This window comes from Paraburkholderia phenoliruptrix (genome assembly GCF_019511605.1).
GTDB lineage: Bacteria > Pseudomonadota > Gammaproteobacteria > Burkholderiales > Burkholderiaceae > Paraburkholderia > Paraburkholderia phenoliruptrix_A.
Genome location: NZ_JAEUAV010000027.1, coordinates 1 through 23,402, shown reverse-complemented (window position 1 = coordinate 23,402; position 23,402 = coordinate 1). Strand labels below are relative to the sequence as shown.

Annotated in this window: 20 protein-coding genes; 19 read left to right on the top strand and 1 reads right to left on the bottom strand. The window is 61.9% G+C overall.

Annotated elements, in window-relative coordinates:
* From JNB89_RS25685 to JNB89_RS25645, 9 genes are all read left to right on the top strand, one after another.
* The gene (locus JNB89_RS25685) at positions 1 to 3,807 is read left to right on the top strand and encodes a nitrate reductase subunit alpha (RefSeq protein WP_220364087.1); all 3,807 of its coding nucleotides are present in this window, start codon (positions 1 to 3) and stop codon (positions 3,805 to 3,807) included.
* Positions 3,808 to 3,835: 28 nt separating this feature from the next.
* Positions 3,836 to 5,359: a nitrate reductase subunit beta gene (gene narH / locus JNB89_RS25680; RefSeq protein ID WP_220364086.1), complete on the top strand. Its 1,524-nt coding sequence runs from the start codon at positions 3,836 to 3,838 to the stop codon at positions 5,357 to 5,359.
* 3 nt (positions 5,360 to 5,362) lie between these two features.
* Positions 5,363 to 6,106 (top strand): nitrate reductase molybdenum cofactor assembly chaperone, encoded by a 744-nt coding sequence (gene narJ, locus JNB89_RS25675; protein ID WP_220364085.1) that lies wholly within the window; start codon positions 5,363 to 5,365, stop codon positions 6,104 to 6,106.
* Positions 6,103 to 6,831, top strand: a complete 729-nt coding sequence (narI, locus tag JNB89_RS25670) for a respiratory nitrate reductase subunit gamma (protein WP_220364084.1) — start codon at positions 6,103 to 6,105, stop codon at positions 6,829 to 6,831. Before narJ ends, narI begins: the two co-directional genes overlap by 4 nt.
* An 18-nt stretch (positions 6,832 to 6,849) precedes the next feature.
* Entirely contained in the window at positions 6,850 to 7,629 is a 780-nt protein-coding gene (locus JNB89_RS25665; RefSeq protein ID WP_220364083.1) for a peptidylprolyl isomerase, read from the top strand.
* Between the two features lie 33 nt (positions 7,630 to 7,662).
* On the top strand, positions 7,663 to 8,067 hold the full coding sequence (locus JNB89_RS25660; protein ID WP_013342291.1) for a SirB2 family protein: 405 nt from the start codon (positions 7,663 to 7,665) through the stop codon (positions 8,065 to 8,067).
* Between the two features lie 126 nt (positions 8,068 to 8,193).
* Positions 8,194 to 10,068, top strand: coding sequence for a type IV pili methyl-accepting chemotaxis transducer N-terminal domain-containing protein (locus JNB89_RS25655; protein ID WP_220364082.1), 1,875 nt, complete (start codon positions 8,194 to 8,196; stop codon positions 10,066 to 10,068).
* Positions 10,065 to 10,736, top strand: coding sequence for a response regulator (locus tag JNB89_RS25650; protein WP_220364081.1), 672 nt, complete (start codon positions 10,065 to 10,067; stop codon positions 10,734 to 10,736). The genes JNB89_RS25655 and JNB89_RS25650 overlap by 4 nt, the downstream gene beginning before the upstream one ends.
* A 395-nt stretch (positions 10,737 to 11,131) precedes the next feature.
* On the top strand, positions 11,132 to 11,707 hold the full coding sequence (locus tag JNB89_RS25645; protein WP_223216858.1) for an isochorismatase family cysteine hydrolase: 576 nt from the start codon (positions 11,132 to 11,134) through the stop codon (positions 11,705 to 11,707).
* Positions 11,708 to 11,733: 26 nt separating this feature from the next.
* Here the strand turns inward: JNB89_RS25645 and JNB89_RS25640 are convergent, their stop codons facing one another.
* Positions 11,734 to 12,861 (bottom strand): aminotransferase class V-fold PLP-dependent enzyme, encoded by a 1,128-nt coding sequence (locus JNB89_RS25640; protein ID WP_220364139.1) that lies wholly within the window; start codon positions 12,859 to 12,861, stop codon positions 11,734 to 11,736.
* A 184-nt stretch (positions 12,862 to 13,045) separates the two neighbouring features.
* Between JNB89_RS25640 and JNB89_RS25635 the strand changes: the two genes are divergently transcribed.
* From JNB89_RS25635 to JNB89_RS25590, 10 genes are all read left to right on the top strand, one after another.
* Positions 13,046 to 15,418, top strand: coding sequence for a bifunctional salicylyl-CoA 5-hydroxylase/oxidoreductase (locus JNB89_RS25635; protein WP_220364078.1), 2,373 nt, complete (start codon positions 13,046 to 13,048; stop codon positions 15,416 to 15,418).
* Entirely contained in the window at positions 15,415 to 16,188 is a 774-nt protein-coding gene (locus JNB89_RS25630) for an SDR family NAD(P)-dependent oxidoreductase (RefSeq protein WP_220364076.1), read from the top strand. The genes JNB89_RS25635 and JNB89_RS25630 overlap by 4 nt, the downstream gene beginning before the upstream one ends.
* A complete protein-coding gene (locus JNB89_RS25625; RefSeq protein ID WP_220364075.1) occupies positions 16,185 to 16,757 on the top strand; it encodes a MarR family winged helix-turn-helix transcriptional regulator in 573 nt (190 codons plus the stop codon). The genes JNB89_RS25630 and JNB89_RS25625 overlap by 4 nt, the downstream gene beginning before the upstream one ends.
* 30 nt (positions 16,758 to 16,787) lie before the next feature.
* Entirely contained in the window at positions 16,788 to 17,639 is an 852-nt protein-coding gene (locus tag JNB89_RS25620; protein ID WP_220364074.1) for an enoyl-CoA hydratase family protein, read from the top strand.
* Position 17,640: 1 nt separating this feature from the next.
* On the top strand, positions 17,641 to 18,882 hold the full coding sequence (locus JNB89_RS25615; protein ID WP_220364073.1) for an acyl-CoA dehydrogenase family protein: 1,242 nt from the start codon (positions 17,641 to 17,643) through the stop codon (positions 18,880 to 18,882).
* Positions 18,879 to 19,322 (top strand): acyl-CoA thioesterase, encoded by a 444-nt coding sequence (locus JNB89_RS25610; RefSeq protein WP_220364072.1) that lies wholly within the window; start codon positions 18,879 to 18,881, stop codon positions 19,320 to 19,322. The genes JNB89_RS25615 and JNB89_RS25610 overlap by 4 nt, the downstream gene beginning before the upstream one ends.
* The gene (locus JNB89_RS25605) at positions 19,319 to 19,714 is read left to right on the top strand and encodes a RidA family protein (protein ID WP_013342280.1); all 396 of its coding nucleotides are present in this window, start codon (positions 19,319 to 19,321) and stop codon (positions 19,712 to 19,714) included. The genes JNB89_RS25610 and JNB89_RS25605 overlap by 4 nt, the downstream gene beginning before the upstream one ends.
* A 60-nt stretch (positions 19,715 to 19,774) precedes the next feature.
* Positions 19,775 to 21,415, top strand: a complete 1,641-nt coding sequence (locus tag JNB89_RS25600; protein WP_220364071.1) for an AMP-binding protein — start codon at positions 19,775 to 19,777, stop codon at positions 21,413 to 21,415.
* A 33-nt stretch (positions 21,416 to 21,448) separates the two neighbouring features.
* A complete protein-coding gene (locus JNB89_RS25595; protein WP_135890957.1) occupies positions 21,449 to 22,672 on the top strand; it encodes a dienelactone hydrolase family protein in 1,224 nt (407 codons plus the stop codon).
* 83 nt (positions 22,673 to 22,755) lie between these two features.
* A partial coding sequence (locus JNB89_RS25590; RefSeq protein WP_220364070.1) for a glutathione S-transferase occupies positions 22,756 to 23,402 on the top strand: 647 nt, incomplete at its 3' end.

The window sequence follows — 23,402 nt, the reverse complement described above, 5'->3', positions numbered from 1 at the left end:
ATGAGCCATTTTCTCGACCGACTGACCCACTTCGCGCTCCCAAAGGAGCAATTCGCGGACGGTCACGGCGTAACCACCGGCGAAGACCGCACGTGGGAAGATACCTACCGGAATCGCTGGGCTCACGACAAGATCGTGCGCAGCACGCACGGCGTGAACTGCACCGGCTCCTGTTCGTGGAAGATCTACGTCAAGGGCGGCATCGTAACGTGGGAAACACAGCAGACCGACTACCCGCGCACCCGTTGGGACATGCCCAATCATGAACCGCGCGGCTGCGCGCGGGGCGCCTCGTACTCGTGGTACCTGTACAGCGCGAACCGCGTGAAATACCCGATGGTGCGAGCCCGCCTGCTCGCACGCTGGCGCGCCGCGTTGCAGACGCACGGCGACCCGGTCGCGGCGTGGGCCTCGATCGTGGAAAATCCCGCAGCAAGACGCGACTATCAGCAAGTGCGCGGCATGGGCGGCTTCGTGCGCAGCAGCTGGGACGAAGTGAACCGCATCGTCGCCGCGGCCAACGTCTACACGATCAAAACGCATGGCCCGGACCGCGTGATCGGCTTTTCGCCGATTCCCGCGATGAGCATGGTCAGCTACGCGGCGGGCAGCCGCTACCTGAGCCTGCTCGGCGGCGTCTGCATGAGTTTCTACGACTGGTATTGCGATCTGCCGCCGGCGAGTCCGCAAATTTGGGGCGAACAGACCGACGTGCCCGAATCGGCCGATTGGTACAACGCCTCGTACATCATTGCGTGGGGCAGCAATGTGCCGCAAACGCGCACGCCGGACGCGCACTTCTTCACCGAAGTCCGCTACAAGGGCACCAAAACCGTCGCAGTGACGCCGGACTATAGCGAAGTCGCGAAGCTGTCCGACCTGTGGTTGCATCCGCGCCAGGGCACCGACGCGGCCCTCGCGATGGCAATGGGCCACGTCGCGTTCAACGAGTTCTACTTCAAAAAGCGCAGCGAATACTTCGACGGTTACGCGCGACGCTACACCGACCTGCCCATGCTCGTGATGCTCAAGACGCACACGTTGCCGGACGGGCAGCAGACGCTGGTGCCGGACCGTTATCTGCGCGCGAGCGATTTTAACGGCAAGCTCGGTCAGTCGAACAATGCCGAGTGGAAGACCGTCGCGTTCGACACGAACGGGCGCGCGGTGCTGCCGAACGGATCGATCGGTTTTCGCTGGCATGCCAATGCGGAAGAAGACGCGGGCAAATGGAACCTGGAAGATAAAGAAGCCCGCCACGGCGAGGCCCTTACGCTCAAGCTCTCCGTGCTCGAAGACGGCGCGCAGCCGCATGAAATTGTCGATGTCGCCTTGCCCTACTTCGGCGGTGTTCACTCGCCGCAGTTTCCCGCCAACGAACTGAACGGCGAGATCAATCATGTGAAAGCGCCGGCGGTGCGCTTGCGCCTCGGCAAGGAAGGCGACGCGCGCGAAGTGCTGGTGGCCACCGTGTTCGATCTTCAGGCGGCGCAGTACGGCATAGACCGGGGCCTCGGCAGCGGCGCGGCCAGTTACGACGACAATGCCGCCTACACGCCCGCGTGGGCCGAGTCGATTACCGGCGTGCCGCGCGATCAGATTGTCACCGTGGCGCGCGAGTTTGCCGCCAATGCGGACAAGACGCATGGCAAGTCCATGGTCATTATCGGCGCTGCAATGAACCACTGGTATCACGCCGACATGAACTATCGCGGCGTGATCAATCTGTTGATGATGTGCGGCTGCATCGGCCAGAGCGGCGGCGGCTGGGCTCACTACGTGGGCCAGGAAAAGCTGCGTCCGCAAACCGGCTGGACGGCGCTCGCCTTCGCGCTCGACTGGATTCGCCCGCCGCGGCAGATGAACGGCACGAGCTTCTTCTATGCGCACACGGACCAATGGCGCTACGAGAAGCTGAACATGGAGGAAATCGCTTCGCCGCTTGCGGACAAGCGCGTGTATGGCGGCAGCATGATCGACTACAACGTGCGTGCCGAGCGCATGGGCTGGCTGCCTAGCGCGCCTCAGCTGAAGACCAATCCGCTCGAGCTCGCAAAGCAGGCGGCGGCACAAGGCATGGACGCGAAAGACTACGTCGTGCGAGGTCTTGCGGACGGCAGCCTGCAGATGAGTTGCGAAGACCCCGACGCACCGCAGAACTGGCCGCGCAATATGTTCGTGTGGCGTTCGAATCTGCTCGGCTCCTCGGGCAAGGGTCACGAGTACTTCTGCAAGCATCTGCTCGGCACCGAAAACGGCGTGCAGGGCAAAGATCTGGGCAACGACGACGCGCGGCCCGTTGAAGTGCAATGGCACGACGAAGCTCCGCAGGGCAAGCTCGACCTGCTTGTCACGCTGGATTTCCGCATGAGCACGACCTGCCTGTATTCGGACATCGTCCTGCCGACCGCCAGTTGGTACGAGAAGAACGACCTCAACACCAGCGACATGCATCCGTTTATCCATCCGCTTTCGGCAGCGGTGGATCCGGTATGGCAGGCGCGTTCCGACTGGGAAATCTACAAGGGCTTCGCCAAAGCGTTCAGCGAAGTGTGCGTGGGCCACCTCGGCGTAGAGCGCGATGTGGTGCTCACTCCGCTCATGCACGATTCTCCGGCGGAACTCGCGCAGCCGTTCGAGGTGAAGGAGTGGAAGAAGGGCGAATGCGACCTCGTTCCCGGCAAGACGGCGCCGCAGATCGCCGTGGTGGAGCGCGACTACCCGAATCTCTTCAAGCGCTTCACCGCGCTCGGCCCGTTGATGAACAACGCCGGCAATGGCGGCAAGGGTATCGCGTGGAAAACGGAAACCGAGGTGACGCAACTCGGCCAGCTTAACGGCCTGACCGAAGAAGACGGCCCGACCAAGGGCATGCCGCGCATCGTCACGGACATCGACGCGTGCGAAGTGATCCTGCAGCTCGCGCCCGAAACCAACGGCCACGTGGCAGTCAAAGCGTGGGAAGCGCTTTCCAAAGCCACGGGTCGCGACCACAAGCATCTTGCGCTCTATCGCGAGGACGAAAAGATCCGCTACCGCGACGTGCAGGCGCAACCGCGCAAGATCATCAGTTCGCCCACGTGGAGCGGCATTGAAAGTGAAACGGTCAGCTATAACGCCGGCTACACCAACGTCCACGAACTGATTCCTTGGCGCACGCTCACCGGGCGCCAGCAGTTCTACCAGGACCATCCGTGGATGATTGCGTTCGGCGAGGGCTTTTCGAGCTACCGTCCGCCAGTCAATCTGAAGGCGACGGGCGGCGTGCACAACATCAAGCCCAACGGTCAGGAGGAACTCGTCCTCAACTTCGTCACGCCGCATCAGAAATGGGGCATTCACAGCACCTATAGCGACAACCTGTTGATGCTCACGCTGAACCGCGGCGGCCCGGTGGTGTGGCTAAGCGAAGACGACGCGAAGCGTGCCGGTATTGAAGACAACGACTGGGTCGAGCTTTTCAACATCAACGGGGCGATTGCGGCGCGCGCGGTGGTCAGCCAGCGGGTCAACTCGGGCATGGTGCTCATGTACCACGCGCAGGAAAAAATCATCAACACGCCGGGTTCGGAGATAACCGGCGTGCGCGGCGGCATTCACAACTCGGTTACGCGGATCGTGCTCAAGCCCACGCACATGATAGGCGGCTATGCGCAACTGAGCTACGGGTTCAACTACTACGGGACCATCGGCACCAATCGCGACGAGTTCGTCGTGGTGCGCAAGATGAGGAACGTCGACTGGCTGGACACCCCACGCGGCGACGAGTTCGCTCGCGCCTATCAGACACAGGGCGAGAACCCCTGATACATCGCCGGTCTCAAGGAGCCAAATCATGAAAATACGCGCACAGATCGGCATGGTGCTGAACCTGGACAAGTGCATCGGTTGTCACACCTGCAGCGTGACCTGCAAGAACGTCTGGACAAGCCGTCCCGGCGTGGAATACGCCTGGTTCAACAATGTCGAAACGAAGCCCGGCATCGGTTACCCCAAGGAATGGGAGAACCAGGACAAATGGAACGGCGGCTGGGTGCGCCACGCCGACGGCTCGATTGCGCCGCGCCAGGGCGCGAAGTGGAAGCTGCTGATGCGCATCTTCGCGAACCCGAACCTGCCGCAAATCGACGACTACTACGAGCCCTTCACGTTCGACTACGACCACCTGCAAAGCGCGCCGGAAATGAAAGCGGCCCCGACGGCCCGGCCACGCAGCCTGATTACCGGCCAGCGGATGGAAAAGATCGTGTGGGGACCGAACTGGGAAGAAATTCTCGGCGGCGAATTCAGCAAGCGCAGCAAGGACCGCAACTTCGACGAGATCCAGAAGGACATCTACGGGCAGTTCGAGAATACCTTCATGATGTACCTGCCGCGCCTGTGCGAACACTGCCTGAATCCGGCATGTGTCGCGTCGTGCCCGTCGGGCTCGATCTACAAGCGCGAAGAAGACGGCATCGTGCTGATCGATCAGGACAAGTGCCGCGGCTGGCGCATGTGCGTAAGCGGCTGCCCGTACAAGAAGATCTACTACAACTGGAAGAGCGGCAAGGCGGAGAAATGCATCTTCTGCTATCCGCGCATCGAGGCGGGACAGCCCACCGTATGCTCCGAAACATGTGTAGGGCGCATCCGCTATCTGGGCGTGCTGCTGTATGACGCGGATCGTATCGAACAGGCGGCGAGCGTCGAGCACGACAAGGATCTGTACGAAACGCAGCTCGGCATCTTTCTTGACCCGCACGATCCGCAGGTAATCGAGCAGGCCCGCAAAGACGGCATAGCGGAGAACTGGCTTGACGCGGCGCGCGCGAGCCCCGTCTACAAGATGGCGATGGACTGGAAGGTCGCTTTGCCGCTACATCCGGAATACCGCACGCTGCCGATGGTCTGGTACGTGCCGCCGCTTTCGCCTATCACCGCCGCCGCCAATGCCGGCCACATCAGCGCAAACGGCGAGATTCCGGACGTGAACCAGTTGCGCATTCCTGTGAGATATCTGGCCAACCTGCTCACCGCAGGCGATACCCAACCGGTTGTGCGCGCACTCGAACGGATGCTCGCCATGCGCGCCTGGCAGCGTGGCAAGCATGTCGACGGTTGGGAAAACCACGCGGCCCTGCAACAAGTGGGCTTGAGCGTCGAGCAGGTGGAAGACATGTACCGCACCATGGCCATTGCCAATTACGAAGACCGCTTCGTGATTCCGACAACGCACCGCGAGTACGCGGAAAACGCTTTCAACGTTCGCGGCGGTTGCGGGTTCAGTTTCGGCAACGGCTGTTCCGACGGCACCACGCATACGAGTCTGTTCGGCAGCGACAAGAAGCGCACCATTCCCATCAAAGTCGAGGTTTGAGCGATGTCCACCCATACCGCTTTTTCTGATTCACTCGCCACGACACTGCGCGTGCTGGCGCATCTGCTCGACTATCCCGATGCGGCGCTGCGCGCGCATTTGCCCGCCATGCGCGCGGCACTGCGTGCGCAGCGCACGTTGAGCGAGCAACGACTCACTGAAATCGACGCGCTGTTCGATCAGCTCCTCGACTCCGAGGGGCTTGATGCCGAGGCGTCGTATGTCGACCTCTTCGACCGCGGACGCGGCACCGCCTTGCATCTGTTCGAGCACGTACACGGCGATTCGCGCGATCGCGGTCCGGCGATGATCGACCTGATCCGGACTTACGAAGAAGCGGGTCTTTACCTCTCGTCGCACGAACTGCCGGACCATCTGACCGTCGTGCTGGAGTATGCGTCCACGCAACCGCCCGCAGCGGCCGCTGATTTTCTGCGCGAGATCGCGCATATCCTGCGCAACCTGTTTAGCGCATTGACGAGGCGTGAAAGCGCCTACGCAAGCGTGCTCGCGGCGCTGCTCGAACTTGCTGGCGAACCGACGAAACTGGTCGAGGTTCCCGCCGAGCCGGCGCTCGACGAAACGTGGCGCGAACCTGCCGCATTCGGCGGTTGTTCGTCGGAGGGGCAACGCAATGCAGGCGCAGTACAGCCGGTGCATATCGTCAGAACGTCACGCCAGCCGCTACCGGTACAACCCGGCCAGCTTGGTCAACATGGTCAATTTGCGCATGGAGCGTCCACATGAACATTACCGCGCACACGTTTTTCTTCGGCGTCTATCCGTACATTTGCCTCGCCGTGTTTCTGATGGGCTGCCTCGCGCGCTTCGATCGCGACCAGTACACGTGGAAAAGCGATTCGTCGCAACTTCTGCGCGCCGGGCAATTGCGCTGGGGCAGCAACCTTTTTCACGTGGGCATTCTGTTCCTGCTGTTCGGGCATACGGTGGGGCTGCTGACTCCGCATTTCATCTATGCGCCGTTTATCAGCGCGCAGCATAAGCAACTGCTAGCGATCGTCTCCGGTGGTACAGCCGGTGCGATCTGCTTTGCCGGTCTGACGCTGCTGCTTCACCGGCGCATGTTCGATCCGCGCATCCGCGTCACGAGCCGCCGCACGGACCTGGCCATCCTCGTGATTCTGTGGGTACAGCTGTGCCTCGGGCTCGTCACGCTGCCCTACTCGTTCGCGGACCGGGCAGACGCGCACACCATGCTCGCACTCGCCGACTGGGCGCAAGGCATCGTCACGTTCCGGCCCGACGCCAGCGGCCTGTTCACCGTGGAATGGCCGTTCAAGGTGCATATCGTGCTCGGCATGACGGTGTTTCTGCTGTTCCCGTTCACGCGGCTCGTGCACGTATGGAGCGGCTTTGCATCGGTCGGCTATCTGTTGCGCCCGTATCAGGTGGTGCGCTCGCGCCGCCTGAACGTGCCGGCCGGTCATCAACAACCGCGTCGCAGAATCTGACGCGCAGGAGTATTGGCCATGCAAGACAATCTATGCGACGTTGCAACCGTCAACGGAACTGCGCTGTACAGAGAAGGCGAAACGCTCTCCGCCGAAGCGCTGCGGCAGCGCGCGTGCATTGAACTGCTGCGTCAGTCGGCTATCGAAGCAGGTCTGCTCGGTGCGCACGATCCCGCACCCGTCGACGGCGCGATCAGCGTCGCTGCGTCGGCGGCCATCGACACGTTGCTCGAGCGCGCCCTGCAACTGCCGGAGCCGACGGAAGACGCTTGCCGCCGATACCACGCCGCTCAGCCAGGCCGCTTCGCCGTCGGCGAGCGGGTACGCGCGCGTCACGTGCTGTTCGCCGTCACGCCCGGCCTCGATATCGGCGCCCTGCGCAAACGTGCCGAGTCGTGCCTGCTGGAACTGCGCTGTGAAAATGGCACAGTGAGCGACCGCTTCGCCCGCGTCGCGCGAGGCATGTCGAACTGTCCAAGCGGCGCCTATGGCGGCGATCTGGGTTGGCTGCGCACAGACGAATGCGCGCCCGAGTTCGCGAAGGAACTGTTCGGCCGACCGGACATAGGCGTCCTGCCGCATCTCGTGCATAGCCGCTTCGGCCTGCACGTGGTCGAGGTGATGGAGCGCGATCCAGGCATCGTGCCCGAGTTCGATACCGTCCGCGAAGCGGTCGCGCAGGCGCTTCGCCAGCAGGCGTTTGCGACCGCGCTGCGCCAATACATCAGCGTGCTTGCGGGCCGGGCCGATATGACGGGCGTCCAGATGGATGGTGCGGCCTCGCCACTTGTACAGTAGTCTTGCAGCTCTTGATATGGCTCTAGGAGCGGCATGTCGTTGATCGATCTCTATCCGGCGCTCAAAGTCACTCACGTATCGCTCGTCAGCGTGAGCGGCGCGCTGTTTGCCGTGCGCGGCGCGAGTGTGCTGACGGGGCGCGCCTGGCCGATGCATAAGCACTGGCGCATAGTCAGTGCGTCGCTCGACACGCTGCTGCTCGCCGCCGGCCTCACCCTGTGGCTCGTGCTGCGCCTGAACCCGGCACGCGACGCATGGCTTGGCGTCAAGCTTTTGCTGCTTGTGCTGTACATTGCGGCCGGCGCGCTCGCCATGAGGCGTTCGCCGAGCCTCGCTCTGCGCGCCGCCGCTTATGGATGCGCTATCGGTCTGTATCTTTTCATCGCGTCGATTGCTGTCACGCACAACCCTTTGGGTGCGCTGGCACGCTTCGTTTAGGCAGCGCAATACGCCCCGCATTGATCTGGATCAGTGGGTGCCGGACCCGCGGCCGGTAAATATATCGACTGACGTTTTCGCGCACGCGACCTCGCGCGCGCTGCCCAGATCGATGCAGAGACCCCCATGCGCAGATTCCACACACTGGCCGCGAAGCTAGGCATTATCGGCGGCACGCTGCTGTTGGCGGCGTTTGCTTCGATCGGCTATACGTTGTGGGCAAGCTGGCAGTTGGAGGGCGGCGCCGCGGCCGTCAACGAAGCCGGCCGCATGCGCATGCAAACCTGGCGGCTCGCTCAAACGCTTACGCGTAGCGACGCGCTTACAGCGAAAGCCCAGCTCAGCCAGTTCGATCAGAGCGTTGCCCTGTTGCGCGACGGCGATCCCGCACGGCCCCTGCTGGTGCCGCGCGATGCGCGCTCGAGCGCGGCCTTTGCGGACGTGCAGCGCGAGTGGCAAACCATCCGCGCGGCCTGGACCGCGAGTCCCGCGCCGGCCCCCACGCTCGCCGCGCAACAGGCTCAGCGCTTCGTCGAACACATCGACATACTGGTTTCGGCCATCGAAGTGCGTCTGTCCAATCTGACAACCATCCTCAACCTGCTGCAGGTGCTGATGGTCGGCCTGACCATCGCGAGCGCGGTCACGCTCCTGTATTCGGCGTATCTGTTCGTATTCAATCCGCTCGAGCGGCTGCGCTCGGGGCTCGCTCGCGTGCGCGAAGGCGACCTGTCGGCACGCATCGCGGTGGAGTCGAGCGACGAGTTCGGCGCGCTCTCGGAGGGCTTCAACCGCATGGCGGAGACATTGCAGGAGCTCTACCAGAACCTCGAAGTCAAGGTCGAGGAAAAGACCTTGCGGCTCGCGGCCCAGCATGCGCGCCTGACCACGCTCTACGAAGCGAGCGCCTTTGCCGCTCACGCGTCGACGCTCGAAGAACTGGCCGACGGTTTCGCGAAGCAGGTGAGACGCGTCGCGAAAGCCGATGCGTCGGCAATCCGCTGGTCCGACGAAGCGAATCTGCGCTACCTGCTGCTGGCGTCCGATGGTTTGCCCCGCAACGTGGCCGACCGGGAACAGTGCATTCCGACTGGCGACTGTCATTGCGGCCAGCCGCTCGCTCGGGCGGACACGCGTGTCATACCGATTCGGGTAGAAGGCGAAGGCATGCCGCGCGATTGCGGACAGGCGGGCTTTACGGAAATTGTGAGCGTGCCTGTGCAGCTTCAGGACCGCATGATCGGCGAAATGGACCTGTTCTACCGCGCGCCCACTGTGCTCACCGGCGAAGACCGCACGCTGCTGGAGACAATGGCGAGCCATCTGGCCGTTGCAATCGAAGGGCTGCGCGCCGGAGCCCTGGAACGTGAGGCCGCGGTTGCTGCCGAGCGCAGCCTGATTGCCCGCGAAATTCACGACTCGATTGCGCAGAGCCTTGCGTTCATGAAGATTCAGACTGGTCTGTTGCGCAGCGCGTTGAAAAACGCGGACGCCGCGCGCACGCAACAGACGGTCGGCGAACTGGAGGCCGGCATTCACGAAAGCCTGTCCGACGTTCGCGAATTGCTGATGCACTTCCGTACCCGCACTAACGCCGAAGACATTGCCGCCGCGCTGCAAACCACCTTGCAGAAGTTCGAGCACCAGACGGGTCTCACCACGCATCTGTCCATAGAAGGTCATGGCGTACCCTTGCCCGCCGACGTGCAGGTGCAGGTTCTGCACGTCGTGCAGGAAGCGCTTTCGAACGTCCGCAAGCATGCGCAAGCGCGCGAAGTGTGGGTGGACGTGCAGCAGACCCCACAGTGGCGCGTGGAAGTGCGTGACGACGGCTGCGGCTTTGCGGTAGAAGGCGCCGCGCACGACGAAACGCATGTGGGTTTGCGCATCATGCATGAGAGAGCCGAGCGTATCGACGCGGACGTGGAGATTGCTTCCGTGCCCGGCTCCGGCACCTGCATCGTGCTGACGCTACCTGAACCGAGGAGACTGGCGGCATGACCGAACAGAAACAGATTCGCGTGCTGGTCGTTGACGACCATACGCTATTGCGGCGTGGCGTGATCGCGCTGCTCACCGCCGACCCGCGATTCATCGTGGTGGCCGAAGCCGGCGACGCCGGCGAAGCTTATCGGCGCGCTGCCGAAACGCAGCCGGACATTATTTTGCTCGACAACCACTTGCCGGGCGTGAAGGGTGTCGACGCGCTAGCCGGCCTCAAGGAAGCCGCGCCAGAGGCACGCGTGTTGATGCTCACGGTCAGCGAAGACGCAAACGATCTTGCTGCGGCGCTGCGCGGCGGCGCACGCGGCTATCTGCTGAAGACCGTGGACAGCGACGCAATGACCACCGCCATTGTGCGAACGATGGCAGGCGAATCCGCAATCAGCCCCGAAATGACCGGCAAACTGGTGAGCGCCTTCAATGCGTTGCAAAACGGCGTCAAGTTGGACGAAGGCCGTCCCGAGCAGAATCCGATTCGTGATCTGTCGGTAAGGGAAGCCGAGATTCTCGAGCATATCGCGCAGGGCAGAACCAACAAGGAAATAGCACGCGCGCTGAATATCGCAGAAGCGACGGTAAAGATTCATGTGCAGCACATTCTGCGCAAGCTGAAGCTGAGTTCGCGTGTGCAGGCGGCGGCGTATGCGGTTGCGCATGCTGCGTGATCGGGGCACAAAGCTGGGGCGCCGACTGGCGCATCAGGGGGCGCATCAGGGGGCGCATCAGGGGGCGCAATCTCGGCCGCGTTGATCGCCGGCTTTGTAGTGGGCGGTTTTCGTCTGGAAAGCCGCCGTCAGGTGGGCCGCTCTTTCGCTGCAAGACTACTGCCCCTATGTGAGAGGCGCACGCAGGCACATGCCGTTGGCCTGAGCGATCGCGGCGCGTGCCGCTCGTCTGTCGCCCTAAAGTACAATTTCCGTGGCAGTAAAGCGTCTTCTGGCGAGACGATGCTTGGCTGCGTTCAACGAAAAACAATTCCGGAGGCGCAATGGCGAACAGCGTGAGGCCCAGTGTTGGCGAAGGCGAAGACGATGGCATCAGAAGTGCGTCCGAGCAGCGCATGAGCCCGCAAATCCCGCCAATCGTGCCGGCGCAAACCGCGCTCGTCGTCATGCACTATCGGACGGACATTCTCGGGCTCTTTCCATCGGTCGCGCCCGCCTTGCTCGCGAATACACGAAAGTTGTGCGACGCGGCCCGCGCCAAAGGCGTCCGCGTCTGTTTCGCCAACCTCCGGTTCGGTCCGGGCTATCCAGAAGTCAGCCCACGGAACAAGAATGGGCAGGGGATCAAACAGCTCGGTCGCTTCATTGACGACCGGACCGCGCCGGAGTTGGGTCAGCGGCCTGATGAACCGCTGATCATCGCACATCGCGCCAGTGTGTTCTTTGGCACCGATCTGCAGACAAGACTCTCCTCGCAAGGCGTCGATTCGCTGATTATGGTTGGCATTGCGTCAACCGGTGTTGTGCTGTCGTCAGTCGCCTATGCGAGCGATGCCGACTTCCGTCTGTACACGGTCAAGGATTGCTGCTACGACCCCGACCTTGTCGTACACGAACATTTGTTCGCCACCGCATTTGACACACGTACCACCGTGCTGTCGCTCGGGGATGCGTTGCTGCTGCTCGCATAGAAGCACATAGGTTTGGCCAAAGCGCTCTATGCAAAGCTGTCCAGCGCCTTGGCGAGCCTCGCGACCGTGCCTTCCACGTCATGCAGTTTGTCGAGACCGAACAAGCCGACGCGGAATGTCTTGAAGTCCTCGGGCTCATCGCACTGAAGAGGGACGCCGGGCGCAATCTGCAAGCCAGCATCGGCAAATTTCTTGCCGGAGCGTATGCCATCGTCATCCGTGTAGCTCACCACGACGCCTGGCGCGTGAAAACCTTCCGCCGCCACGCTTCTGAAACCTTTGGCCGCGAGGAGTGAGCGAACACGCTTGCCAAGCTCGAGCTGCTCCGCTTGCACTTTGTCGAAGCCGTATGCGTCAGTTTCCTTCATGACGTCGCGCAACGTGGCGAGACTGTCCGTTGGCATCGTGGCGTGGTACGCGAACCCGCCGTCCTCGTAAGCCTCCATGATCTGCAGCCATTTGCGGAGATCGCAGGCGAAGCTGGTACTGGTGGTTGCGTCGATTCTTTCACGTGCGAGCGGACTCAACATGACGAGCGCGCAGCATGGCGAGGCGCTCCATCCCTTTTGCGGTGCGCTGATCAGGACATCTACGCCACTGGCCTGCATGTCAACCCAGATCGTGCCGGATGCAATGCAATCGAGTACAAACATGCCGCCGACGTCATGCACCGCGTCGGCCACCGCGCGCAGATAGGCGTCTGGCAGCATGATTCCGGACGCGGTTTCTACGTGCGGTGCGAAGACCAGATCCGGCTTGCTTTGCCTGATCGCAGCGACCACCTCTTCGATGGGCGGCGGCGCATAGGCAGCCTGCCGCCCCTGCTCGACCGGTCGCGCCTTCAGCACTATGGACTCAGACGGAATGCCGCCCATGTCGAAAATCTGCGACCAGCGGAAGCTGAACCAGCCATTGCGGATGACCAAACATTTTTTGTCCGTCGCGAACTGTCGGGCAACGGCCTCCATGCCGAAAGTCCCGCTGCCGGGGACCACGACGGCCGACCTCGCGTTGTAGACCTTTTTCAGGGAGGTGGAAATATCGCGCACGACTCCCTGAAACAGCTGCGACATGTGATTGATCGATCGGTCGGTGTACACGACTGAGTATTCGAGAAGTCCGTCGCGGTCGACATCGGGAAGTAATCCTGGCACGTTCGCCTCCAGTAATAGAAAGAATCGAAAACAGATACCAGCGAAAGCCAATTCTAACCGTATGGATTGGATGGCACCGTTTGTACGGTCACTGTCCACTGCACGGCTCCCCGCATATTTACTTGACATCTAAACTATCAACACCTAAATTAACCCCACCAGCAAAGTTCACAGTGGGGACAGCATGCGTATCGTCTGTATCGGCGGCGGCCCGGCGGGCTTGTACTTCGGCCTGTTGATGAAAAGCCGCAACCCGGCGCACGAGGTCACCGTCGTCGAACGCAACCGTCCCTACGACACATTCGGCTGGGGTGTCGTGTTCTCGGACCAGACGCTCGGCAATCTGCGGGCCGCAGACGCGCCCACCGCCGACGCCATACTGAACGCGTTCAACCATTGGGACGACATTGAAATCCATTTCCGCGGACGCACCGTGCGCTCGTCCGGTCACGGTTTCTGCGGCATTGGCCGCAAACGTCTGCTGAATATCCTTCAGGCGCGTTGCGAAGAACTGGGTGTGAAGCTCGTCTTCGAAACGCAGGTCACGAACGACGCCGACTATCAAGCGGACCTGATCGTCGCGTGCGACGGAGCAAACAGCGCGATCCGCCAGCACTACGCCGCAACGTACAAGCCGAATGTGGATGTGCGCGATTGCCGCTTCGTCTGGCTCGGCACGAAAAAACTGTTCGACGCGTTCACGTTCGCGTTCGAGAAAACCGAATTCGGCTGGTTCCAGGCCCATGCGTATCGTTTCGACGACCAGACCTCCACCTTCATTGTCGAAACGCCGGAGCGCGTATGGCGCGCCGCCGGACTCGACGAAATGAGCAAGGAAGAGAGCATCGCATTCTGCGAAAAGCTGTTCGCCAAGTATCTGGACGGCCACTCGCTGCTATCCAACGCCGCGCATTTGCGCGGCTCGTCGCAGTGGATCCGGTTTCCGCGCGTGGTCAACGAGGAATGGGTTCACTGGCGCAATAATGCGGACGGCACGCAAACGCCAGTGGTGCTGATGGGCGACGCGGCACATACCGCGCACTTCTCGATTGGCTCGGGCACCAAGCTCGCGCTCGAAGATTCGATAGAACTCGCCAACAGCATAGGCGCGCATCCCGGCGATCTGCACGCGGCGTTAAAGCACTACACGGAAGTACGCAGCGTCGACGTTTTGCGCATTCAGAACGCCGCGCGCAACTCGACGGAATGGTTCGAGCATGTGGACCGCTACACGTCGTTCGAGCCGGAACAGTTCGCGTATTCGCTGCTCACGCGCTCGCAGCGCATTTCGCACGAAAACCTGCGCGAACGCGACGCGCGTTACGTGTCCGCTTTCGAAGACTGGCTCGCGCGGCGCTCAGGCGTCGAGCGCGCGCCGCAAAAGCATTCCATTCCGCCAATGTTCACCCCGTTCACATTGCGCGGCGTCACGCTGAAAAACCGCGTGGTGGTCTCGCCGATGGCGCAATACTCGGCCGTCGACGGCATTGCCAGCGACTACCATCTGATGCATCTCGGCGCGCGTGCAATGGGCGGCGCCGCGCTCGTCATGACCGAAATGACCTGTGTTTCGCCGCAAGCTCGCATCACGCCAGCGTGTCCCGGCATGTATGCGCCCGAGCACCTCACCGCGTGGAAGCGCATAGTCGATCTCGTGCATCGCCAGTCCGACGCCAAAATCGGCATCCAGCTTGGACATTCCGGCGCGAAGGGCTCGACGCGCGTCGCCTGGGAAGGCATCGACCAGCCGCTTGCGCAGGGTAACTGGCCGCTCGTTTCCGCTTCGCCGCAGCAGTATTTGCGCGGCATCAGCCAGTATTCGCGCGAAGCCTCGCACGACGATCTGCGCGAAATAGAAGCGCAGTTCGTCCGGGCAACGCAAATGTCCGCCGAAGCGGGTTTCGACTGGCTCGAATTGCACTGCGCGCACGGCTATTTTCTGTCGAGCTTCCTGTCGCCGCTCACCAACCATCGCACGGATGAATACGGCGGCTCGCTCGAAAACCGCTTGCGTTATCCATTGCAGGTGTTCAAGGCGATTCGCGCCGTGTGGCCAGAAGACAAGCCGATCTCGGTGCGAATCTCCGCGAACGATTGGGTGGAAGGCGGTACGACGCCCGACGACGCGGTGCAGATCGCGCGCGCATTCAAGGCCGCGGGCGCCGACATGATCGACGTATCGTCGGGTCAGGTCAGCAAGGAAGAAAAGCCCGTGTATGGCCGCATGTTTCAGACGCCGTTCGCAGATCGCGTGCGCAATGAAGCGGGCATTGCGACCATCGCGGTGGGCGCGATTTCAGAAGCCGACCACGTGAACAGCATTATCGCGGCGGGCCGCGCCGATCTTTGCGCGATTGCACGTCCGCATCTTGCCAATCCGTCGTGGACGTTGAACGAGGCCGCGAAAATCGGCTATTTCGACGTGGCATGGCCAAACCAGTACACCGCCGCGAAGTCGCAACTCGAACGCAACCTGGAGCGCGAACGCGCTCAGGCTGCGGCGAATGCCGGCCTTTCGGCGCAGGAGCGCGCGCAGCGCGCGGAAGGAACCACGTGAATTCAAACCAGTCGACCCTCGCGGGACAACACGCGGTCGTTACGGGCGGCGGCAGCGGCATTGGCGCCGCCATAGCCGAAGCGCTGCTGCGCGCCGGCGCACGCGTGACGTTGATGGGCCGCAATGCAGAGCGCCTCGACATGCAGCGCGAAAAGTGCCGTGCATTGGGCGAGGTGGCATGCATCAGCGTAGACGTCACGCATGAAGAGTCGGTCGCGAGAGCATTCAACAAGGCCGGTGCGGTCGACATCCTGATCAACAACGCGGGCCAGGCACAAGCCGCACCATTTACGCACACCGACATGACGCTGTGGCAGCGCATGCTCGACGTGAACCTCACCGGCGTTTTTCTCGGCACGCGCGCGGTGTTGCCCGGCATGCTCGAACGCGGTCGCGGGCGTATCGTCAATGTGGCGAGCACTGCCGGGCAGATCGGTTATGCGTATGTGGCCGCTTATTGCGCGGCTAAACATGGCGTGATTGGTTTGACGCGCTCGCTTGCGCTCGAAGTCGCGACCAAGGGCATTACCGTGAACGCGGTATGTCCTGGCTATACGGAAACGGAACTGTTGCACGCATCGCTGCAACAGATCACCAGCAAGACCTCGCGCACCGAGGAGCAGGCGCGCGAAAGCCTGCTTCGCTCCAATCCGCAACATCGCTTCGTGAGTCCCGAACAGGTGGCCAATGCAGTGCTGTGGTTATGCCAGCCGGGTTCGGATGCAATCACAGGGCAGTCCGTTTCCATCTCCGGTGGAGAAGTAATGTGAGCAAGCCAGCCAACGTCAAGAAGATTTCGGCGAGCGACAGCAAGGCAGCAGACACCAAGGCGCCGCGCAAGGGCGTCGCCAAGCCTGCGGAGAACGTGGTGGATCTGGAAATGAGCACGGGTGCGGACAGCCACATGGGCCTGCGCTTATGGCTGCGCATGCTCACCACGACCAACCTCGTGCAGGCCGAATTGCGCAAGCGTCTGCGTAACGAATTCGACACCACATTGCCGCGCTTCGACCTGATGGCGCAACTGGAGCGTCATCCTGAAGGCTTGAAGATGACTGAACTGTCGCGCCGCCTGATGGTGACGGGCGGCAATGTGACCGGCATTACGGATCAATTGGAAAAAGAAGGGCTGGTTTCGCGCGACACCGACCCGAACGATCGCCGCTCGATCAGCGTATGCCTCACGCCCGCAGGCCGCAAGGCGTTCGACAAGATGGCGGCCGCACATGAGCAATGGGTGGTCGAACTGTTCGGCGGCCTGAGCCTCGAGGAAAAGTCGCGCACACATCAGCGGTTGGGCAAACTGAAAAAGCATCTGCTGGATAGTCTGAAAGACTGATCCACGCCTTTGGCACCGAAGGAGACATACATGCCACAAGCAAACGCCGAAGCTCTTTTCACCGGCAATCGCGTCACGCTCGCAGGTTATGAAGCGCAGCACTTCGGCTGGGCGGTCGCGAACAAGGTTGCGACTATCACGCTGAATCGCCCGGAGCGCAAGAATCCGCTCACATTCGAGTCGTACGCGGAGTTGCGCGACCTGTTCCGTCAGCTTGCATATGCGACCGATGTGAAGGCGGTGGTGATCCACGGCGCGGGTGAGAACTTCTGCTCGGGCGGCGACGTGCACGACATCATCGCGCCGCTGATCGATTTGCCCATGCCGGAACTGCTGCTTTTCACGCGCATGACGGGCGATCTCGTCAAAGCAATGCGCCATTGCCCGCAGCCGGTGATTGCGGCCGTGGACGGCGTGTGCGCCGGTGCAGGCGCAATTCTCGCGATGGCGTCCGACATGCGTGTTGGCACCGCGCGCAGCAAGCTCGCGTTTCTCTTTTCGCGCGTCGGCCTGGCGGGCTGCGATATGGGCGCTTGCGCGATTCTGCCGCGCATCATCGGTCAGGGGCGCGCCGCCGAACTGCTGTTCACCGGGCGATCCGCGAGCGGCGACGAAGGCTACGCGTGGGGCTTCTATAACCGGCTGTGCGAACCGGCCGCTCTCCTCGAAGAAGCACAGAAGCTCGCCGCCGATCTTGTCGCCGGTCCCACATTCGCGCACGGCATCACGAAGAAAATGCTGCACCAGGAATGGAGCATGAGCATTGACGAAGCCATTGAATCCGAAGCGCAGGCGCAAGCCATTTGCATGAGCACGCGCGACTTCGAGCGCGCATATCAGGCGTTCGCCGCGAAGCAGCGCCCGGTGTTCGAAGGAGACTGAGTTGAGCGCCGCTACCAACATGGATCTGCATAGCCCGCTGGCGTGGCCGTTTTTCGAGCCGCGTCACCGGGAACTGGGTGCGGGTATCGAGGCATGGTGTCGCGACCATCTTTCGCACACGGCGCATGTCGAGCGCCACGAAGTGGATGACGCCTGCCGTCAACTCGTGCGCGACCTCGGCGCGGCCGGCTGGCTCAAGTATGGCGTGGGCGGCGTCGCCTACGGCGGCCACGGCGACACGATCGACACGCGCGCGGTCTGTCTGCTGCGCGAAACGCTCGCGAAGCATTCAGGTCTCGCGGATTTCGCACTCGCGATGCAAGGGCTCGGCTCCGGAGCAATCTCGCTTGCCGGTACGCATGAACAGAAAGCGCACTACTTGCCGCGCGTAGCAAACGGCACGGCCGTTGCCGCGTTTGCGTTGTCCGAACCGGAAGCGGGATCGGACGTCGCGGCCATGTCCCTGACTGCGCGTGCAGACGGCGACGCCTACGTGCTCGACGGCGAAAAGACGTGGATATCCAACGGCGGCATTGCCGACTTCTACGTTGTCTTTGCACGCAGCGGCGAAGCGCCGGGCGCACGCGGCATCAGCGCGTTCGTTGTAGACGCGGATACGCCGGGGCTCGAGATTGCCGAACGTATCGACGTGATCGCACCGCATCCGCTGGCGCGTCTGCGTTTCGACGGGGCACGCGTGCCGCGCAGCCGGATGCTCGGCGCGCCCGGCGAAGGCTTCAAGATCGCCATGCGTACGCTCGACATTTTTCGTACATCGGTTGCGGCTGCGTCGCTCGGCTTCGCGCGACATGCAATGGCGGAGGCACTCGCCCGCGCTGCGTCGCGCAAGATGTTCGGCCAGACGCTCGGCGACTTCCAACTCACGCAAGCCAGGCTCGCACAGATGGCTTTGACCATCGACAGCAGCGCGCTGCTGGTCTATCGCGCGGCATGGCTGCGCGATCAGGGCGAAAGCGTGACGCGCGAAGCCGCCATGGCGAAATGGCACGCAAGCGAAGGCGCGCAACAGGTGATCGACGCCGCCGTGCAACTGTATGGCGGCATGGGCGTGCAAAGCGGCGTGGCCGTCGAAATGCTGTATCGCGAGATTCGCGCGCTGCGCATTTACGAAGGCGCCACTGAAGTGCAGCAGTTGATTGTGGGCCGCGATTTGTTGAAGGCGCACGCAGCCGCAAATGCGAGCGTAAGCGCAGGCTCAGGCGCGGGAGCAAACCTCAAATGACCGCTCAGTTCGAAAGGCCCGTACGTATCCGCTTTTCGCATTGCGACCCTGCGGGCATCGTGTTCTTTCCGCAATATCTGGTCATGACCAACGCGCTCGTTGAAGACTGGTTCAACGAGGGCCTGCACATCGACTATGCGCAGATGATCGGCCAGCGCCGCATCGGCTTGCCGATCGTCAAACTCGACTGCGAGTTTTCGCGGCCGAGCCAGATGGGCGAAACCATCATGCTCACGCTCAACGTTGCCGCAATCGGCCGGCGCTCCATCAGCCTCGACATTCTCGGTCATTGCAACGGCGAGGCGCGTTTCCGGGCGAAACAGGTGCTGGTCACGACGTCGCTGGAAAGCAGCCGCTCAATCGAGATTCCCGCCGACATCGCGAGCGCACTCGCGACGTTCGCTCCACAGCCTGAATTCAGCGAGGCGCAACGCTCATGAAAAAAGCTCTTCTTCCTGCCGGCTGGGTCAAGCCGCGCGGTTACGCAAACGGCGTCGCGGCCACTGGCATTCAGGTGTTCATTGCAGGCCAGATAGGCTGGGACGAACAGGCGCAGTTCCAGACCGACGACTTCGCGGCTCAGGCGATTCAGGCGCTGAGCAATGTGCTCGCCGTGCTGCACGAAGCGGGCGGCAAGCCAGAGCACCTGGTGCGCATGACGTGGTACGTCACCGACAAGCGCGAGTACCTGGCGTCGCTGAAAGAGATTGGCCGCGCGTTTCGCGAGTTGATCGGCGACTACGACATAGCAATGAGCGCGGTGCAGGTTGTCGCGTTGATAGAAGACCGAGCCAAAGTAGAAATTGAAGCAACCGCCGTCATTCCGCAGTAAGAACATGCAAACCCTCGTCAACTGAAGCGCTGGAGCCGGCTCGATACCGGGGAGACCACGATGGAACCGTCAGCACACGTCGATACTTTCGCGCGCGACAATCTTCCGCCGCAGGATCAATGGCCTGTTTTTCTGTTGGACAACCCCGACGTGGCTTATCCGGCACGTTTCAATTGCGCGACCGAACTGCTGGATAGAACGATCGAAGCGGGTCACGGCGAGCGTCCCGCTGTGTGGTCGCTGGTGGATGGGGAGCCGCGCGCCACCACCTACAACGAACTGCTCGCAATGGTGAACCGCAACGCGCATGTGCTGGTCGACGAAATGGGTTTGCAGCCTGGCAACCGCGTTCTGCTGCGCGGGCCGAATACGTTGCAGATGGCGGTGGCGGCGCTGGCCGCGCTGAAGGTGGGGCTCGTTGTGGTGCCGACCATGCCTTTGCTGCGCGCGAAGGAGTTGAAGCAGATCATCGTGAAGGCGCAAGTGCGCGCCGCGCTTTGCGATGCGCGTTTGACAGAAGAGCTCGCGCGCTGCACCGATCCGCAGGACGAGTTCTACTCTGCCGAGTTGAAGCAGACGCTGGTGTTTCATGACGACGCGGCCGGATCGCTCGATACGCTAGCCATTAACAAGCCCGCTGAATTCACTGCCTGCGATACCGCCGCCGACGACGTCTGTCTGATCGCGTTCACAAGCGGCACGACAGGTGAGCCGAAGGGCTGCATGCATTTTCATCGCGACGTGCTCGCCATGTGCGACCTCTTTCCGCGCCATGTGCTGAAGCCTTCTGCCAGCGACATTTTCTGCGGCACGCCGCCGCTTGCGTTCACTTTCGGGCTGGGCGGCTTGCTGTGCTTTCCTTTGCGTGTGGGCGCGTCCACGGTGTTGATCGAAAAGCTCACGCCGCAGACGCTGCTGGAAACCGTCGAGCGCTTTCACGCGACCATTATGTTCACCGCGCCGACGTTTTATCGGCAAATGGCACCGCTCGTTGCGCATCACAATGTGTCGAGTTTGCGAAAGACCGTATCCGCCGGCGAGGCGTTGCCCGATGCGACCAGGCGCCTGTGGCGCGAGTCAACCGGCATCGACATGATCGATGGCATTGGCGGCACCGAGTTGATCCACATCTTCATTTCCGCGGCCGGCAGTGACATACGTCCCAACGCAATCGGCCGTGCGGTGCCAGGCTACCTCGTGCAAGCCGTGGACGACGCCATGCAACCGGTTGCGCCCGGCACCATCGGCAAGCTCGCGGTGCGCGGGCCGACCGGCTGCCGCTATCTCGCGGACGAACGGCAAACGAAGTTCGTGCGCGACGGCTGGAACCTGCCGGGCGATTCCGTCTATATCGACAAAGACGGCTACGTCTTTTACCAGGCGCGCGCCGACGACATGATTGTCTCCGCCGGCTACAACATTTCCGGTCCCGAAGTGGAAAGCGTGCTGCTGCAACATGAAGCCGTAGCCGAGTGCGGGGTGGTCGGCGCACCGGACGACACACGCGGGCAGGTCGTGAAAGCCTTCGTCGTGCTGAACCCCGGCTATGCGCCGGATGACAAACTCGTCGCACAGTTGCAGGAATTCGTGAAGAATACGGTGGCGCCGTACAAGTACCCGCGTGTCGTCGCTTTCGTCGATTCACTGCCGCGCACCGAAACAGGCAAGCTCAAGCGCTTCGAATTGCGTACGATGGCATAGGCTTCTTCCTCGCACACTTCAGGAGATATACGCATGGCCGGCTCTTTCATGGAAGTGGTCGCCCAGGACGGCGGCCGTTTCAACGCCTACGTTGCACGTCCCGCGCAGGGCTCGGGACCTGGGCTCGTTCTGCTGCAGGAAATTTTCGGCATCAACGACACCATGAAGGCGACGGCCGAGCGCTTTGCCGAAGAGGGTTACGTGGTGCTGGTGCCCGATCTGTTCTGGCGCATCAAACCGGGCATAGAACTCGGCTATGGTGAAGCCGACATGAAGCAGGCGCTCGACTATCTGAACCAGTTCGACACCGACCTCGCCATCGACGATATTGCGGCCACCATTGCGGCCTTGCGTGCCATGCCCGAGCAGGTCGGCAAGGTTGGCACGGTCGGCTATTGCCTCGGCGGCAAGCTCGCGTTTCTGAGCGCGGCGCGTACCGATGTGGATTGCGCGGTGAGCTACTACGGCGTGGGCCTCGACGCGTATCTGGACGAAGTGCCTGCTGTGCGCTGCCCGATGGTGTTTCATTTCCCCGAAAACGACGCGCTGTGCCCGCCGCAAACCCGCGAGCGAATCAGCGCCGCGCTACGCACGCGTGCTCAAATCGAGCAGTACGTGTACCCCGGTTGCGATCATGCGTTTGCCGCGCCTTCGCGTCCGCAATACGACAAGCCCGCGGCAATGATGGCGTATTCGCGCACGCTTGCCTTGCTGCGCAAGGTGCTCGGCCCGGTCTACGATCTGAATGCGCTGTGGGAGGCGCATTGCTACCACGAGTTCGCCACGCGCGACGTGGAAGCCGTCATGCCCACCATGGTTGCGGAGCCCTACGTCAACCATGTTCCTACGATGACGGGCGGCGTCGGTCATGACAATCTCAAGCGGTTTTACACGCATCACTTCGTCAACTCCAATCCGCCTGACACAAAGCTGATTCCGATTTCGCGGACCATAGGCGCGGATCGTATCGTCGACGAGTTTATTTTTAGTTGCACGCATAGCTGCGAAATAGACTGGCTATTGCCAGGCGTTGCTCCGACCGGGAAGTACTTCGAGGTGCCGATGCTTGCGGTGGTGTGCTTTCGCGGCGACAAGCTGTATAACGAGCACATCTATTGGGATCAGGCGAGCGTGCTTGTGCAAGTGGGCCTGCTCAATCCCGAAGGGTTGCCTGTGGCCGGAATTGAAAGCGCGCGGAAGTTGCTTGACGAAAGCCTGCCTTCCAACCAGTTGATGGGCAGCAAGTCGCGCGTGTGAACGCGTTGGGCGTGCGGCTAGAAGCCCGACTCGGGACAATAGCCCTATGATGTGACGTTCCACTGGCCAACGTTTGTCGACCCATGCTGACTGTCCATCATTTGAATAACTCGCGCTCGCAGCGCGTCTTGTGGCTACTCGAAGAGCTCGGCGTTCCGTACGAGATCAAGCGATACGAGCGCGATCCGCAAACCATGCTCGCGCCGCCCGAGTTGCGCGCGGTGCATCCGCTCGGCAAGTCACCCGTCATTACGGACGATGGACTGACCATTGCCGAGTCGGGTGCGATTATCGAGTATCTGGTCGGCAAGTATGGGCAGGGACGTTTTGCGCCGGCCGCGGGCACGCCTGAGCGGTTGCGCTATACGTACTGGTTGCATTACGCGGAAGGGTCGGCCATGCCGCCATTGCTGCTCAAGCTGGTGGCACTGCGCATTGCAAGTGCGCCCATGCCATTCTTTGCGAAGCCCATTGCACGCAAGATTGCGACGACGTTGCAGTCGAGTTTTATCGATCCGCAATTGAAGCTGCACTTGGGCTACATCGAGAAAGAGTTGGCTAAAAGCCAGTGGTTTGCCGGCGATGAGTTCACTGCCGCGGATGTGCAGATGAGTTTTCCGCTCGAGGCGGCGACAGCGCGCGGTGGGATGGAGTCGCAACTGCCTGCTGTAAGTGGGTTCTTGCAGCGCATTCATGCGCGGCCTGCGTACGGGCGGGCGTTGGAGAGGGG

Bases quoted from the DNA above. Each gene is read 5' to 3' on its own strand.
- JNB89_RS25605 (WP_013342280.1), top strand. From the start codon at position 19,319: ATGAAAAAAGCTCTTCTTCCTGCCGGCTGGGTCAAGCCGCGCGGTTAC.
- JNB89_RS25660 (WP_013342291.1), top strand. From the start codon at position 7,663: ATGTCGTTGATCGATCTCTATCCGGCGCTCAAAGTCACTCACGTATCG.
- JNB89_RS25685 (WP_220364087.1), top strand. From the start codon at position 1: ATGAGCCATTTTCTCGACCGACTGACCCACTTCGCGCTCCCAAAGGAG.
- JNB89_RS25650 (WP_220364081.1), top strand. From the start codon at position 10,065: ATGACCGAACAGAAACAGATTCGCGTGCTGGTCGTTGACGACCATACG.
- JNB89_RS25665 (WP_220364083.1), top strand. From the start codon at position 6,850: ATGCAAGACAATCTATGCGACGTTGCAACCGTCAACGGAACTGCGCTG.
- JNB89_RS25635 (WP_220364078.1), top strand. From the start codon at position 13,046: ATGCGTATCGTCTGTATCGGCGGCGGCCCGGCGGGCTTGTACTTCGGC.
- JNB89_RS25595 (WP_135890957.1), top strand. From the start codon at position 21,449: ATGGCCGGCTCTTTCATGGAAGTGGTCGCCCAGGACGGCGGCCGTTTC.
- narJ (WP_220364085.1), top strand. From the start codon at position 5,363: ATGTCCACCCATACCGCTTTTTCTGATTCACTCGCCACGACACTGCGC.
- JNB89_RS25645 (WP_223216858.1), top strand. From the start codon at position 11,132: ATGAGCCCGCAAATCCCGCCAATCGTGCCGGCGCAAACCGCGCTCGTC.
- JNB89_RS25610 (WP_220364072.1), top strand. From the start codon at position 18,879: ATGACCGCTCAGTTCGAAAGGCCCGTACGTATCCGCTTTTCGCATTGC.
- narH (WP_220364086.1), top strand. From the start codon at position 3,836: ATGAAAATACGCGCACAGATCGGCATGGTGCTGAACCTGGACAAGTGC.
- narI (WP_220364084.1), top strand. From the start codon at position 6,103: ATGAACATTACCGCGCACACGTTTTTCTTCGGCGTCTATCCGTACATT.
- JNB89_RS25600 (WP_220364071.1), top strand. From the start codon at position 19,775: ATGGAACCGTCAGCACACGTCGATACTTTCGCGCGCGACAATCTTCCG.
- JNB89_RS25620 (WP_220364074.1), top strand. From the start codon at position 16,788: ATGCCACAAGCAAACGCCGAAGCTCTTTTCACCGGCAATCGCGTCACG.
- JNB89_RS25655 (WP_220364082.1), top strand. From the start codon at position 8,194: ATGCGCAGATTCCACACACTGGCCGCGAAGCTAGGCATTATCGGCGGC.